This window comes from Bacteroides bouchesdurhonensis (genome assembly GCF_900155865.1).
Taxonomy (GTDB): Bacteria; Bacteroidota; Bacteroidia; order Bacteroidales; family Bacteroidaceae; genus Bacteroides; species Bacteroides bouchesdurhonensis.
On record NZ_LT707006.1, the window covers coordinates 2,800,816 to 2,815,852 of the forward strand.

The 15,037-nt window shown below is 37.9% G+C and carries 14 protein-coding genes; 2 read left to right on the top strand and 12 right to left on the bottom strand.

Annotation, left to right across the window (positions count from 1 at the left end):
- Positions 1–277: 277 nt before the first annotated feature.
- The 8 genes from CZ225_RS11730 to CZ225_RS11765 form a co-directional block, all read right to left on the bottom strand.
- Positions 278–1,975 carry an alpha-amylase family protein gene (locus tag CZ225_RS11730; RefSeq protein ID WP_077154186.1) on the bottom strand — a complete coding sequence of 566 codons (1,698 nt, stop codon included), beginning with the start codon at positions 1,973–1,975 and terminating at the stop codon, positions 278–280.
- Positions 1,976–1,988: 13 nt separating this feature from the next.
- Positions 1,989–2,795, bottom strand: coding sequence for a patatin-like phospholipase family protein (locus tag CZ225_RS11735; RefSeq protein WP_077154187.1), 807 nt, complete (start codon positions 2,793–2,795; stop codon positions 1,989–1,991).
- A gap of 125 nt (positions 2,796–2,920) precedes the next feature.
- Entirely contained in the window at positions 2,921–4,486 is a 1,566-nt protein-coding gene (locus CZ225_RS11740; protein ID WP_077154188.1) for a 4Fe-4S dicluster domain-containing protein, read from the bottom strand.
- Between the two features lie 6 nt (positions 4,487–4,492).
- Positions 4,493–5,428 (bottom strand): DUF362 domain-containing protein, encoded by a 936-nt coding sequence (locus tag CZ225_RS11745; protein ID WP_077154189.1) that lies wholly within the window; start codon positions 5,426–5,428, stop codon positions 4,493–4,495.
- A gap of 12 nt (positions 5,429–5,440) precedes the next feature.
- Entirely contained in the window at positions 5,441–5,950 is a 510-nt protein-coding gene (locus CZ225_RS11750) for an ECF transporter S component (RefSeq protein ID WP_077155800.1), read from the bottom strand.
- Positions 5,951–6,022: 72 nt separating this feature from the next.
- Positions 6,023–7,144 carry a DUF362 domain-containing protein gene (locus CZ225_RS11755; RefSeq protein WP_077154190.1) on the bottom strand — a complete coding sequence of 374 codons (1,122 nt, stop codon included), beginning with the start codon at positions 7,142–7,144 and terminating at the stop codon, positions 6,023–6,025.
- Between the two features lie 371 nt (positions 7,145–7,515).
- The gene (locus CZ225_RS11760) at positions 7,516–8,247 is read right to left on the bottom strand and encodes a nitroreductase family protein (RefSeq protein WP_077154191.1); all 732 of its coding nucleotides are present in this window, start codon (positions 8,245–8,247) and stop codon (positions 7,516–7,518) included.
- Between the two features lie 227 nt (positions 8,248–8,474).
- Complete coding sequence (locus CZ225_RS11765; RefSeq protein ID WP_077154192.1) at positions 8,475–9,362, bottom strand: polyphosphate kinase 2 family protein; 888 nt, start codon at positions 9,360–9,362, stop codon at positions 8,475–8,477.
- 187 nt (positions 9,363–9,549) lie between these two features.
- On the opposite strand from CZ225_RS11765, the gene CZ225_RS11770 reads away from it, so the two are divergent.
- Positions 9,550–11,052 (top strand): glutamine synthetase family protein, encoded by a 1,503-nt coding sequence (locus CZ225_RS11770; RefSeq protein ID WP_077154193.1) that lies wholly within the window; start codon positions 9,550–9,552, stop codon positions 11,050–11,052.
- Positions 11,053–11,275: 223 nt separating this feature from the next.
- Here the strand turns inward: CZ225_RS11770 and CZ225_RS11775 are convergent, their stop codons facing one another.
- Positions 11,276–11,986 (bottom strand): SIMPL domain-containing protein, encoded by a 711-nt coding sequence (locus CZ225_RS11775; RefSeq protein ID WP_077154194.1) that lies wholly within the window; start codon positions 11,984–11,986, stop codon positions 11,276–11,278.
- 354 nt (positions 11,987–12,340) lie between these two features.
- On the opposite strand from CZ225_RS11775, the gene CZ225_RS11780 reads away from it, so the two are divergent.
- The gene (locus tag CZ225_RS11780; protein WP_077154195.1) at positions 12,341–12,586 is read left to right on the top strand and encodes an RNA recognition motif domain-containing protein; all 246 of its coding nucleotides are present in this window, start codon (positions 12,341–12,343) and stop codon (positions 12,584–12,586) included.
- Positions 12,587–12,654: 68 nt separating this feature from the next.
- On the opposite strand, the gene CZ225_RS23895 is transcribed toward CZ225_RS11780, so the two are convergent.
- The 3 genes from CZ225_RS23895 to sucC all read right to left on the bottom strand — a co-directional run bounded on the left by CZ225_RS23895 (position 12,655) and on the right by sucC (position 14,944).
- Complete coding sequence (locus CZ225_RS23895) at positions 12,655–12,828, bottom strand: hypothetical protein (protein WP_187367590.1); 174 nt, start codon at positions 12,826–12,828, stop codon at positions 12,655–12,657.
- 101 nt (positions 12,829–12,929) lie between these two features.
- Positions 12,930–13,799: a succinate--CoA ligase subunit alpha gene (sucD, locus tag CZ225_RS11785; protein ID WP_077154196.1), complete on the bottom strand. Its 870-nt coding sequence runs from the start codon at positions 13,797–13,799 to the stop codon at positions 12,930–12,932.
- Positions 13,796–14,944: an ADP-forming succinate--CoA ligase subunit beta gene (gene sucC / locus CZ225_RS11790; RefSeq protein WP_077154197.1), complete on the bottom strand. Its 1,149-nt coding sequence runs from the start codon at positions 14,942–14,944 to the stop codon at positions 13,796–13,798. Before sucC ends, sucD begins: the two co-directional genes overlap by 4 nt.
- Between the last annotated feature and the right edge of the window lie 93 nt (positions 14,945–15,037).

Consider the following 15,037-nt stretch of genomic DNA (forward strand, 5'->3'; position numbering starts at 1 on the left):
TTTTGTCATGGAAGTATAATTAAGGGTATATCTAGAATTATGTTGGTAATGATAGTTTTTGCCATCGTCATATTACTGTCTATTTATTAGTAGTACAGTTGTTTAAATTGCTTCATTTAATCTTACTGAACGGTCGTTTTTAAAAGAAATAAGCGGTCTGTTTTGTATAAACGACCGCTTATTTCTTTTAAATTAAGTATACTTTATTCGGTTTTAAAAGACTTTAATCTTCTTGACGATTCCTATATAACTTCAATAAAACTTTTACCCAGCTAACTTAAAATGTGATCTTTAATATTTTTGCATTATATCCTCCTACGGAAACTTCTGTAGCCTTATAAGGTAACATACAAATTTCTTCTTTTGCACCTGTCAATAAATCTATTGCCTGATAAGTGTCCATTTGAGGAATTTGCAAAAAGTCGAATGCGTGTGAAGGCACATTAATCGCAACATCTACCAACTGACTATCAAAATTGACAATGATAAACAATAATTCATTTTTGAATTTTCTCATGAAAGTATATTGCTTATGTTCGTTGAAGCGCCATCCATTTTGGTTAGCATACATAAGGTCGAAAAAAACGCCATGTGCAATGGCCCGTTCTTCGTTGCACAACGTCAATACTTTCTGGTAGACATTGTATAACCTCTTATGCTCTTCAGACAACATTTTGCCATCAAACTTTCCACCATTACGCCAACGACGAATAGTATCTACACTCCAGTAGTCGAAAATCGTTGTTCTGCCATCTCTTCCGCTGAATCCTTCACTATCCATCCCCATTTCTCCAAACTCCTGACCAAAATAAATCATCATGGGATTGGTACTCATACAAGCTGAAACAACTAGAGCTGGAATACCTTTGCGTGGATCACTAGCAAAGAAATCAGAAGCAATACGCTGTTCATCATGATTTTCCAGGAAGTTCAGCATTTTCTTTTCAATCCCGTTTAGACTTTGCCAGCAGTGTGTGATAGCCGATGCGGATGTATATCCACAAGCTACATTGCGAAGCGTGTCGTATAAACCGACTTTATCGTATAGATAATCAAACTTTCCACGGAACAGATAATTTCTGTACTCATTCGGATTATAGATTTCTGCAATAAAAAGAACATCAGGATATGCTTCTTTAACCTGAGGTATTGCCCATTCCCAGAATTCTACAGGAACCATTTCCGCCATGTCACAACGGAACCCGTCAATATTCTTCGAAGCCCAGAATAAAAGGATATCCAACATCTTAATCCAAGTATCCGGAGTCGGGGAGAAGTGGCAAGTTCCGCCGTTCTGATAATCTACTCCGTAGTTTAGCTTGACTGTTTCGTACCAATCGTTGATATTGGGGGTTGCATCGAAACGGTTATTACCTGTAGCTTTAGCAGGAAATTCCCGATAAGGCTCAGCCGCACTTCCTTTCATATCAAATTGTCCACGAAGTTCGGCTTGTGGAATATAGTAGAAATTGTTGTAAGGACTAAAAGAGTAGTTTGGATCATCATTTGCTCCAAGTTCTGTCGTTCCGTCTGGTTGTGCGTCAGAATGATATTGGCGGGCAACGTGGTTAGGAACAAAATCAATGATCACTTTCAAACCTGCCCGATGAGTACGGTGTACTAGATTCTCAAACTCTCTCATTCGTTCCGGTACATCATTTGCCAGATCTGGATCTACGTCATAATAATCTTTGATTGCATAGGGCGAACCGGCTTTTCCTTTTACAATTGCCGGATGGTCAGGACGTATATTATATCTTCGGTAATCAGTCTGTGTGGCATGTTCGATAATTCCTGTATACCAAATGTGGGTGGTTCCTAACTTTTTAATTTCATTTAAAGCTTTGAGAGTAAAGTCTGCCATTTTACCACATCCGTTAGTGGTAATATCTCCATTATATATACAATGGTTGTTATTGTTCCCAAACAGGCGGGTAAACACCTGGTAAATGATTATTTTCTTATCGTCATTCATATAGAGTAGATTTTTATTTCCAAGTTTTTCCTTTCTTTTCCAGCAGTTGCTTTATTATATCATTAGCAGTCTGGTAACCTTGTCCGAAGATCTCTTCCGCTTTTTCCAATTCCGTATTGCTATAGCCATATAGATTGTATGGTTCAACTAACAGATCGCATTTCTCTCTTTCGGGAAAAGTGTTGGCACGAAACATAAAATGAAAAGAACGCATAGCAATACTTACAATATTCATTTTATAATCTTCTGCCATGATAGGGCTTACATTGATTGCCACTACTTTGTCGCAAATCCTGCGGATGGTGGAAACCGGGAGATTCATCATTAATCCACCGTCTACATAGTTTGTTCCTTCAATATTGACAGGGGCAAACATAACAGGCATACAGCAGGAAGCTGCAACCCGTTCGGCAATGGAACCGCGATGGAAGTGAACCATACGTCCATGATCGAGGTCAGTAGCTGTGATTATAAGTGGGATTTGGAGCTCTTCCAAATTCTTAGCTTTCAGATTGGTTCGGAGAAAGTCTATGAATTCGCATAAATCGAATAATCCTTTTTTGGGAATTACGAGCTTTGTCAAATCCTGAAATTTATGTCCGGAAAAGTAATCAAGTACTTTGTGTGGTTCATTGCCATCAGCATAGAAGACTCCTGCAAGTGCACCGGCACTAACGCCAGAGATGATATCAGGTTTGATATCATGCTCTAACAATGCCTGCATTACTCCCAGATGTGCAAATCCTTTGATAAATCCTCCGCTTAAAGCGTATCCTATTTGATATTTACGGTTATTCCAATTGTTGGTAATTACCTCCATGAGTTATTTCCTTTCTTTTATTCGGTACGAATTTAGTGAAATTATTGATAGTAGAAGGAATATAACAAATAGTTTTTTGAATAGTTCCCAATTCCGGGAACGATTATTCGTCTTTGTATTACAATTTAGAATCCGAAATCGTCTACTTTTACATTTTGTTCTTCTGTCTCTTTGAAGGGTTTCGCTTCTTTCTGAATGGAATTTCCTTCAATATATACTGCGCGGAATGGGCGGGATGGACATACATATTCACATCCGCCGCAGCCTACACATATTTCTTTATTAATTTTGGGGAGCGTTAATCCATTTCTGAAAGGTACCATAGAAATAGCCTGTGTAGGGCAGTGTTCGGAGCATGCTCCACAACTTGTCCCTTCAGTATAAACAATACAATTCTCCTCAACAAAAACGACATATCCCATTTGATTGAGATGCTTTTGTTCTACAGTTAGCGGACGAATAGCACCATTGGGACAAACTTCGCCACAAACCGTACAGTCAAAATTACAAAAGCCTTTATCGAAGCTTACGGTAGGTTGCATCATGCCTGAAAGTCCATATTCGGAGAAAGATGGTTTCAATACATGAGATGGGCATTTACTCACACAAAGATGACATGATGTACATTTCTGTTGAAATTCTTCTCTGCTAACTGATCCCGGAGGGGTAATCGGATTTCTCTTTGTGTATGGCTTCTGACCTCCCATAGTAGCAACAGAAGCTTTGGCTTTAGTCAGAATCTTAGGAGTAGTTCCAGCCATTATGCCTGCTGTCAGGAAACGGCGTTTGGACATATCTACAGCCGATGTTTCCTTTTCTACTGAAGTTTGCTGCTTTTTCTTAGGAGTCTTCTGTTGTTGCTTTAAATTTAAAGAAGGGCTATATATTAAAGCTTTCTGTTTACAAGCGTCCAAACAATCGAAACAATCTACGCAACGACTATGGTCGATAAAGTGTTCTTTACTATCAATACAAGCTGCTTTACATTTAGTCGCACAAAGTCCGCAACCATTGCATTTGTTGGTATCGATCCGGATTTTAAACAGTGAAAATCGGCTCAAGAATCCCAACACAGTTCCTACAGGACAAATTGTATTACACCATGTACGTCCATGCTTCCAAGCAAGTACAATGATGATTCCTAATGTAACGATCGCAATGACAAAAGATGAAAGACTAAGAATAGACGCATCTACCCGATAGAACGTATAATTATCAAACTTAGAGAAGATAGATTCCAGCAGGTTGTTGCCTAATATGTATACAGGTTTGAATACATTGGTGATAATCCGTCCGAAAGCACTGTATGGATCAAGCAAACCCAGTAATAGAGGGAGTTTGCATAAAAAAGTAATGATAACTACGCCCAGTATACCCCAGCGTAATATGTTTTTAGCTGCACTGTAACTATATCTTTTTTTCTTTTTTCCGGTTGATTTTGAAATCCTTGCAATAATATCTTGCAAAATTCCCATCGGACAAATGGTAGAGCAGTAAATACGACCGAATAATAGACTAAGCACTATCAATATGATAAGTATACCTACACTGAGCGAAAGCAGGGCAGGAACAAATTGTATGTGTGCTAACCTGTGAAAACTATTAGGTAATAGCTCTGCAAAATCGAGAAAATAAAAAGTTATCAGTGCAAATAATATAACTGATATTCCTATACGTATCTTTCTTAACATTGTGTTTTACATCTTAATTCGCTTCACATTCAGTTTGTCGATATCCATTGTTCCTACTTTCAGTGCTTCTCCTTTAGAGAGATGTCCTACTGTATCCAAAGGCATATCCCGTACTTGATTGAAGAATTTGGCAGCAGCAGTATCTACTGCTACAATATCCGGAGAAATGAACAGCCCTTTTGCCAACACTACATCTGATTCGGAACGTCCACGTGGACCATTTGTTTTCATGATACGATAGGCATCGACGACATTGAGAACTGCTTTCTTTTCCATGGTGCAAATATCTGCAATACATTGTTGCAAATCATGTTGATGGAAGAATCCGCGATCCCATACAATGCCCATATGGTTCTTCATAGAAATCGTCAGATTAGCTCCTCCATGGTTTTTAAGGATAGGCACATTAATCCATGCATCACAGTTTACGATAGCCTCGTGTACTTTTGCCTTTTTCATATTTACACCGTTCGGCAAGTCTATCTGTTTATAATAAGATTCCAGATGAGCTGGCATTATTTTTGCACCGGCACTTTTTACTACAGCTTCAATACCACTATTTTTGTAGCATTTCTGCCAATCGTCACAAGTGTGATCGAATACAGTTACTTCTTTTGCTCCGGCAGCAAAACATTGTTTGATGATTTCAGCCACTAATTTAGGGTTGGTGTTTCCCGCTAACTCAGGAACTTTATCCCAACCAATATTGGGTTTAACAACTACCTTTTGACCGGGCTTTATGAATTGTTTCATGCCACCTAATTCTTTAATAGCACGTCGAAACATTTCTTCCGGTTCTCCACCCATAACAGCTACCAGGTCCGGTTTACCTCCTTTAGGTGCATTGATTGTCTGAGTAAGAACTTCCATTGCCTCAGACCGTTGTATAGTAAAAGCAGCACCAGTAATTGCTACTGCTTTAAAAAAGTCTCTTCTATCCATCTTTGTTTAGTTTTAAAGTTTAGCTATTGCTTTCAGCAAGGCATAGCCGCCGAACCATTGAATAAGCATTCCCGGTATACCCATGCGGAAATCCTGTGCTGCTGCATAGAAATCTCTTACAAGTATCCATTCGAATGCTGTCCCTATGATTTGATAAGAGAGTACAACTCCGAGAATAGCTAACAGGGAGACTGACTTTACAGTTCGTGCAGCAATTGCAGCAGCTCCTGCAAGTAAAGTTGATTTTATTAATATTGCTGGTAAAACTGCGGCTGCAGGCATTGCAAATAGCAAATGATTGATGACAGGTGAGAGAATAGCCGTTAGCAATCCTACCCGAAAACCATATTTATACGAAGCAATTAACGTGAAAAAATAGATGGGCAATAAAGTCGGACCACCAAAAGGTACGAGATGACATAATTGTGGTAGAGCGATGTTACCTGCTACAAATAATAAAACGAACAGGTATGTTTTCACGTTGCTGTAATTCAGCGAATAGAGTTTGGCAGATGTTTCCATTTTCATTAATAACTTTAATGTTTAGATTATAATATCTTAAGAATTGGACCTTTCTTGATGGAAAAGGTTTAATCAGACTTGTATAATTTCGTAATTCATTGTTCCTAATCCGATCTTCTCGGCATGTTCCAGTCCGGCAAGCCAATTGGTATTTGGGTGCATCAAATGAAACTTATCGCGTCCACAGAGATCATCATGGTCATGTTTTTCGGACAATCGGTTGCCACTGTGTAGGATAGGGGCTTTGATTACCATATCGGCACAAGCTTTATCCAATGCTACCGGGTCGAGCGAAGCAAGTATTCCTAAATCCGGAATAATAGCTGCATCGTTATGATTCCAACAATCACATTCGGGTGATACGTTCATGATAAAACTGACATGGAAATGAGGTTTGTCTTTAACCACTGCTAATGAGTATTCTGCGATTTTGTAGTTTAACCGTTCGGAAGTATCTTCATCACCCATAATAGCTCCGTCATACTGGCAAAGTGCTACACATTGACCGCAACCGATACATTTGTTGTAGTCAATTTCTGCTTTCCGCTGAGCATTTAAATGTACGGCATCGTGGGCACAATGTTTTACGCAGATGTTGCATCCTTTGCAGCTTTCCATATCTATTTTAGGTTGAGAGGCACTATGAAGTTCCAACTTACCGGCAACGCTGGCACATCCCATACCTAGATTTTTCAATGCTCCACCAAAACCTGCCTGCTCGTGCCCTTTGAAATGATTCATACTGATGATAATGTCTGCATCGGCAATGGCAGTTCCTATCTTTGGTGCTTTGCAATATTCACCATCTAATGCTATTTCTTTGCAGTCAGTTCCTTTCAGACCATCACCAATAATAACCTGACATTGAGCAGAAATTGGATTGAAACCATTTTCCATTGCGCTTTGCAAATGATCTACAGCATTGGCGCGGCGACCGGAATAGAGTGTATTACAATCTGTCAGGAATGGTTTAGCACCAGAGCTTCGAAGTAAATTAGCCATTCTTGCAGCATAATTGGGACGGATATATGCTAGGTTTCCTGGTTCTCCAAAGTGTATTTTGATAGCGACAAAACTGTCTTTCAGAGGTAAGGTATTGATACCTGCTTTCTTTACCAGACGTTCCATTTTATCCAAAAGATTGGACGTAGGAGTAGTTCTAAGATTTGTATAATATACTTTTGACGTTTGCATAGTTAGTAATTTGTGAGTTTGTCGTTTACAAAAGTAATGTAATTTTTGAATAGCACATTGTTATTCTGTTGTTTTTTCGCAAAAAAAACTGAAAAAAAGAAGTCGTTATCCAATTATTAACGCTTTTAGGTGCTATAAGTTTTCTTGTTTTGTTAAGGCTATTGTGAAAGAAAATCTGATTAGGAAGAGCCCGAATATAATATAAGGTGAAATAGAAACTAGGGTAAAGAACCGTAAGAGGTAATCAAACTTTAGTTTTGCTATAGGTCTACACTTAATTTCATAAGGATGAAACTGTTTTTTCTCTTAGATGAAACAAAGTTTTGTGACTTATGTATATCGTAACAATAAAAAGAGCTGATACTCAATAGCTATTGAATCTTACGATAAACGTCATTAAACGGCACCCTGCACCGTTCTCCCCAGATTCCTTTATTTCCATCCCGTATACCACAGGGGATAACCATATTTATTTCAGCTCCATAAGGCAATTTCAGGACTCTTTTAAGACGCCGACTATCCAAACCTTCTAGCGGACAGGTATCATACCCTTCGTTTGCCATTGCAATCATAAATGTCTGAGCAGCGAGTGCACAAGATTTATGTGCAACGACACGCATATCATTTTCAGAAACCTCGAGCATCATCGGACGGAAAATACTGATGACGTTAGCCAGCAGTTTTCTGAACAACCCTAAAATCCCGAAGAAACGGGCATAAACAAACGGCATCAATATCCCATAGTACAGTTCTCTGTCTTTAATACGTTTAGCTTGACGTTCTTTCGGACTATTACGATGAATATTTTCCTTCTCAAACTCAAGTACATACTTTGCACGCTTCCTATATAGATCTCGCCGTACAACGAAAACGACCACTTGTGAAGCAGTGGCGGTCGATTTTTGGTCGAGACATGCTTTTGAAACTTTGGCTAGCAATTCTGGTTGTGTGATATGATAAAACTCCCACAATTGCATATCTGAACTATTAGGAGCTAACGTTGCCAGTTCCAAACAATGTTTTACCTTTTCCGGATCTATAGTTTTTTCTTTATCATACGCTCGTACGGAACGACGGTAATGGAGAACTTCATCTAAATTCATAATTCTGCTAATTTGATTAAAATACTTTTTTAGATTGAATGATTGCCTGAACTGTGTCGGAGAAACAGACGTCTTATTCTTAAACAAACGATGGAGTGATTAAGAATGTTCAAATTTCTATCTCGTTTGTTTAAATTCTTGGTTTTTGTTTACCCTGAAGGGGTTATACACAAAGTTAGAATAAAAAAAGCGGTACACCAATTATTGAGAAATTGATAATTTAAAAATTAGAAATTAATATCGGAAACCTTCTTCTTACATTCTTCAAGCTTCTCCAACCCTTCTTTTGAGAGAGTGGGATAATGTAAATCCAGCCTTTTCATACGTTCACCGATGATTTTGCTTACTGCGTATCGCATAAACCATTTATTGTCAGCGGGAATAACATACCATGGAGCCAATTCTGTAGAAGTTTTTGTAAGTACATCTGCATAAGCTTTCATATATTCATCCCAAAATTGGCGTTCTTTGATATCAGCAGAAGAGAACTTCCAATTTTTAGACTTATCTTTCAGTCGTTCTAAGAAACGTTTTTTCTGCTCGGCTTTCGATACATTAAGAAAGAACTTTAAGATAACAGTTCCGTTTTCCGTCAGGTATTGTTCGAAATCATTAATCTGGCGGTAACGACGTTTCCAGAAATCAACATCTATATCATCTATATTTTCAACGCCTGGGAGTTTATTCGACAGAATAATTTCAGGATGCACTTTAGCAATCAATACGTCTTCATAATGTGAACGGTTGAAAATACCTATTCTTCCTCTTTCAGGAAGGCAACGATTAATACGCCAAAGGTAATCATGATCCAATTCTTCGGCAGATGGTTGCTTGAAAGAGAAAACTTGGCAGCCCTGCGGATTGATGCCGGACATTACATGTTTAATGGTTCCATCTTTTCCGGCAGCATCCATTGCCTGAAAAATGATAAGAATGGAATACCGGTCCTGTGCATAAAGCATACTTTGGAGGTCGGAAAGTTTTTCAATATCCTTTGCCAATTGTTCCTTAGCATCTTGTTTAGAGATACCTCCAGTAAAAGATGAGTCGAAATCAGATACCAGATGATTCTTTCCCGGTTTAGCCAATAAGTCCTTAAAAATGTCTTTTTCCATAAGTTTAAAATTTGAAAGTTTCTACTACTCTAATAAAAACATTTAGAGAGATTGATTAGTTTTTTGATGAAGATAGATAAAATATGTGCTTTAACTATATGTTTTAAAAGATAATTACTTATATTTGTCTCAGTGACTTTAAAATGGCTATCATGAAAAACTATACAATAATAAAAAACAACCGATTATGAATCAAGAACTATCAATGAATGCCAATCAGTTGGTGGCATACTTGCAAAAGCCTGCCTCAGAGTTTACTAAGGCAGACATTATCTCATTTATTCAGCAGAACGACATTCGCATGGTGAATTTTATGTATCCGGCGGGTGACGGGCGTTTGAAAACATTGAATTTCGTTATCAACAATCAGGCTTATCTGGAAGCTATTCTTACTTGTGGAGAACGGGTCGATGGTTCCAGCCTTTTTTCTTTTATAGAAGCGGGGAGTAGTGATCTTTATGTCATTCCTCGTTTTCGTACCGCATTTGTAGATCCTTTTGCGGACATTCCCACATTGTCCATGCTTTGTTCTTTCTTTAATAAAGATGGCGAACCTTTGGAAAGTTCTCCTGAGCATACACTCCATAAGGCTAGTAAAACATTTACGGATGTTACAGGGATGGAATTTCAGGCAATGGGTGAATTGGAATATTATGTAATAGCAGAGGATACAGATATGTTTCAGGCAACTGACCAACGCGGATATCATGAATCGGGTCCTTATGCTAAGTTTAATGAATTCCGTACGGAATGCATGTCGTTTATCGCACAAACAGGGGGACAGATAAAATATGGGCATTCTGAGGTTGGAAATTTCATGTTGGATGATTATATTTATGAGCAGAATGAGATTGAGTTTCTACCTGTGCGTGTGGAAGAAGCTGCGGATCAATTAATGGTGGCAAAATGGGTGATACGTAACTTGGGATTGCAATATGGTTATAATGTGACCTTCGCTCCTAAAATTACAGCAGGAAAAGCCGGATCGGGACTACATATTCATATGCGTATCGTCAAAGATGGTAAAAATCAAATGTTGAAGGATGGAGTTTTGTCGGAAACAGCACGTAAAGCAATTGCAGGAATGATGGTTCTTGCACCTTCAATAACAGCTTTCGGAAATACGAATCCAACTTCTTATTTCCGTCTTGTCCCCCATCAGGAAGCACCGACAAATATTTGTTGGGGGGATCGTAATCGTTCTGTATTAGTTCGTGTTCCTTTGGGATGGGCCGCTAAGTCGGATATGTGTGTATTGGCAAATCCGTTGGAGGCTGAAAGCCATTACGATACCAGTCAGAAACAGACTGTTGAGATGCGTTCACCGGATGGTTCGGCAGATATTTATCAGTTGCTTGCTGGCTTAGTTGTTGCCTGTCGGCATGGTTTTGAGATAGAGAATGCTCTGGATATTGCTGCGAAGACTTATGTGAATGTAAATATTCATCAGAAAGAAAATGAAGATAAGTTGAAATCGTTGGCTCAGTTGCCGGATAGTTGTGTGGCATCTGCTGATTGCTTGCAGCAACAACGTGCTATCTTTGAACAATATAATGTATTTAGCCCGGCAATGATTGAAGGGATTATTCGTAAACTTCGTAGTTACGAAGATAAGACGTTACGTGCAGAATTGGAGGGCAATCCACAAGCAATGCTTGATTTAGTGAATAAGTATTTCCATTGCGGATAATAAATCAATGCAATAATTGATTGTAAGCTTCTCCATAAAGAAGATAATGAATGTATAAGCTAGTGAAGATGATGCAATTAAGCAAAACTTTATTGTAAAATAGCCTATGATAAAGTTCCGGTCCGTGATGGATCGGAACTTTATGATGTTTATCTAGGTATATAGATTATTCTATCTTTTTACGATTTCCAAGTTCGGAGTATATATTCCATAATCATTCTGATTATTTAATCTCAAATCTGGCCTTCATTTCATATTTATATTTAATTTTTCGGAGTGCTGTTGAATTTGGATCTCCCGGTGAGGCAAAAGCGGCATTGCTAAATGAAGCTTGCGCAGGCATAAAATGATTGCCTTGTTCTTCTGGCTCTATAATACGTAAAATATCTCCCAATTGTTTCCCCGTACAATCAACAAGATAAGTTGCTTTCACTTTCGCAGCTTTTAAGGCTTCTATTTTTCCCAGTTTGCGATAGGTGGCTTGATCTTTATTTTTTAATTCTCCGAAGTGTAGTGCGTTTATTCCTTTATGGTTGATATTTTTAATAATTGTATCAACGATCTTGAAATTATCAAGTTTCAGATCAAATTCTTTGCTGACTAAGAAGTCTTTACCTGTTTGGCGCCAATAATTACCTATTTCCCATACATGAATATTAGAAGAGGCGACTCCAATGTTTTGTAATGTAGCCATTAAATCCTTTTCGATGTTATCGATCGGAACTTTTGTCTTGTATTGTTCAGGTTTGGTATTATCCTGATACTCTTCTTCCCAATATTCTTGAATCTGTATGATTAGATGAATTTCATCCGGATCTACTTCAATTTCTGAGCTACCGGTTACTTCAACGTACTTTAATGAATCATCATTCTGTGCGTGAAGCATTACTGAATAACTAATCAGTAAAACGCTTAATAAAATAACTTTTCTCATATTGCTGATTATTTTGAGTTTGATATATGGGCAAAGTTAAAATAAAAAAAGTAACTAATGTAGATTAAGCTATAAAATATATATTGGGTTCATTATTCGCAGATATTGAATTTGAAAAGATAATGTTAAGTATTGGACTATAATTATAAAAAATATTTTTTCTGATAAAGAAAAAGAGTATTTATAGTGTATTATTCAAAGAAAATAGCTTCCTTTGTACCGAACAACAATAAAAGGTTATTTCGATTTGATTATTTCACATGTATTTTCTCATTTATTGAGTATATCCATTTCTGATTAAGAACTTCCAAAAAACTTTCTTGTTGAATTATTAATTTTTTATATTTGAATTTTATGAATTTGTATGTTGGAAATCTTAACTACAATGTTAAGGAATCGGATTTGAGACATGTAATGGAAGAGTATGGAGCAGTTGCTTCAGTTAAATTAATCACTGATCGTGAAACAAGAAGATCTAAAGGTTTTGCGTTTATCGAAATGCCGAATGATGCCGAAGCTGCAGACGTTATCAAGAAATTGAACGGTGCAGAATATGTTGGTCGTCCAATGGTTGTAAAAGAAGCATTGCCGAAGAACTAATTGAAAATCAATATTAGTATCAAAGAAAGAGTGCGCTATCAATAGATAACGCACTCTTTTTTCATTGATTAATCCTCATTGTTATCCTCTTCGTCATCCACCATATTATTGAGTTCCAGTTCCAGATCTACCAAGTTTTGTTCCCATAATTTCAGGATATCTTTTGGGGTATCCTTTGCTGCTTTTTTAATCCTTTCCTGAGCAACAGATACTTCATGCTCTAATTGACTACGTCTACTCATATTTGTTATTGATTTTTAATTGACGAGATTATAACATGTAAATATAACAAATGGTTCAACAAAATCAATTTTTCAACCTCCCTCACTTATTAATTTTCTATTCACTTAGCAGTGTTTTTAAGAAGTATGGGAATTTCAGCCGGTTCCTTGGCTACTTGAATTCCCGCAGTTGTAAGTGCGGTGATCTTTTCTTGAGCAGAACCGGAACTTCCGGAAATTATAGCTCCTGCATGTCCCATTTGTTTTCCCGAAGGGGCAGACTGTCCTGCAATAAAAGCAACAACGGGTTTGGTGATATGCTTTTGTATGTATTCTGCAGCTAGTTCTTCGGCATTTCCACCGATTTCTCCGATCATGACAATTGCTTCTGTTTCATCATCATTTTGAAACATTTCCAATAATTCACGAAAATAAAGCCCAACGACCGGATCACCACCCATACCAATGGCGGTTGATTGTCCCATGCCATTTGCAGTCAGATGATAAACAATCTCATAAGTTAAAGTTCCACTACGGCTGATTACGCCAATATTTCCTTTCTTGAATACATTTCCCGGTAGAATACCCACAAGGCTTTCTTCTGGTGAAATTAGTCCAGGGCAATTCGGGCCAATTAACTTAGCACCTTTGAGTTGGGTGAAACGATAGGCTTTGATGACATCCAATGTAGGCACGCCTTCAGATATACAGATAATTAGTTTAATTCCTGCATCTGCTGCTTCCATGATGGTATCAGCTGCATGACTTGCAGGGACAAAAATGATAGAGGTATTAGCTTGTGTTTGTTTCACAGCTTCATACATCGTATTGAATACCGGAAGTCCGTCGATTTCAGTTCCTCCTTTTCCAGGAGAAGTACCACCTACAACATTGGTACCATATTCTTTCATTTTCACAGCATGAAAATGCCCGTCTCTTCCTGTAATTCCTTGCACCAATAGGCGAGTCTCTTTATTAATAAGTATGCTCATACATTTCCTCCTTTCACTGATTGTACTGCCAATAAAGTTGCTTCATTCATTGTTTCTGCTACCTGAAAACGACTATGGTCTCTTAATAATCCCCGACCTATATTTTCATTCGTCCCGGTGAGACGAACGATGACTGGAATATCTGTTTGTAGCTGGTCAAAAGCTTGAATTAATCCTAACGCTACATCATCACAACGGGTAATGCCACCGAAAATATTGATGAAAACAACTTTCACTTTTGAATCATTCAACAATAGCTTCATAGCTTCAACTACTTTTATAGGATTTGAGCTTCCCCCAATATCCAGGAAGTTAGCAGGAGAACCTCCATGAAGTTTAATCATATCCATCGTGGTCATTGCCAATCCGGCACCATTTACCATGCAGCCAATATTTCCGTCCATACGTACATAACTAAAGCCTCTGTCTTTCGCCGTCGCTTCTATTTGTTCTTCAGGAGTCGGCTCAAAAAGAGCATGTATTTCAGGGTGTCGGTACAGTGCGTTATCATCGAAAACCATTTTGGCGTCAATAGCTATAAGTGTGCCTTGGGTGGTTAGTGCCAGTGGATTGATTTCGGCTAACGAAGCATCAGTTTCAATAAATATCTTGTAAAGTTTTTGTAGAATAGAACTCATACGTTCTGCTAATTTATTTTGCTTGAAGAATGAAAAAGCGAAACGACGTGCCAAATATGCAGGAAGTCCGATGAATGGATCAATGCTGTAACGGATAATTTTCTCTGGAGTTTTGCGAGCCACTTCTTCGATATCCATTCCACCGGATGCACTTATGATCAAAACAACTGATCGCGTATTTCGATCGATCGTAAAACTAAGATAATATTCGGTAGCTATATCAACTGCCTCACTAACAAGTATTTGCTTTACAGGAAATCCTTTAATAGTCATATTTAGGATTTCATTAGCATATTGACGTACGGATTCTTTGTTGTTGGCAAGTTTAATACCTCCAGCCTTTCCGCGGCCACCTGTCAATACTTGAGCTTTTATAGCTACTTTGTCTGTTCCTATTACTTGATAGGATTTTACAGCTTCATCGGCAGTGTGGCATAGCATATGCCGTTCCACTGGAATCCCATGCTGAGAAAAAATCTCTTTTGCCTGATATTCATGTACTTTCATGGATGATGGATTAAGTGTTTCTTCTGTAGAAAACAAACAGGACAGCCAAAAAGTTGTGAGATAAGTAAATGAGAAGAGGATAAATAAAAAAGG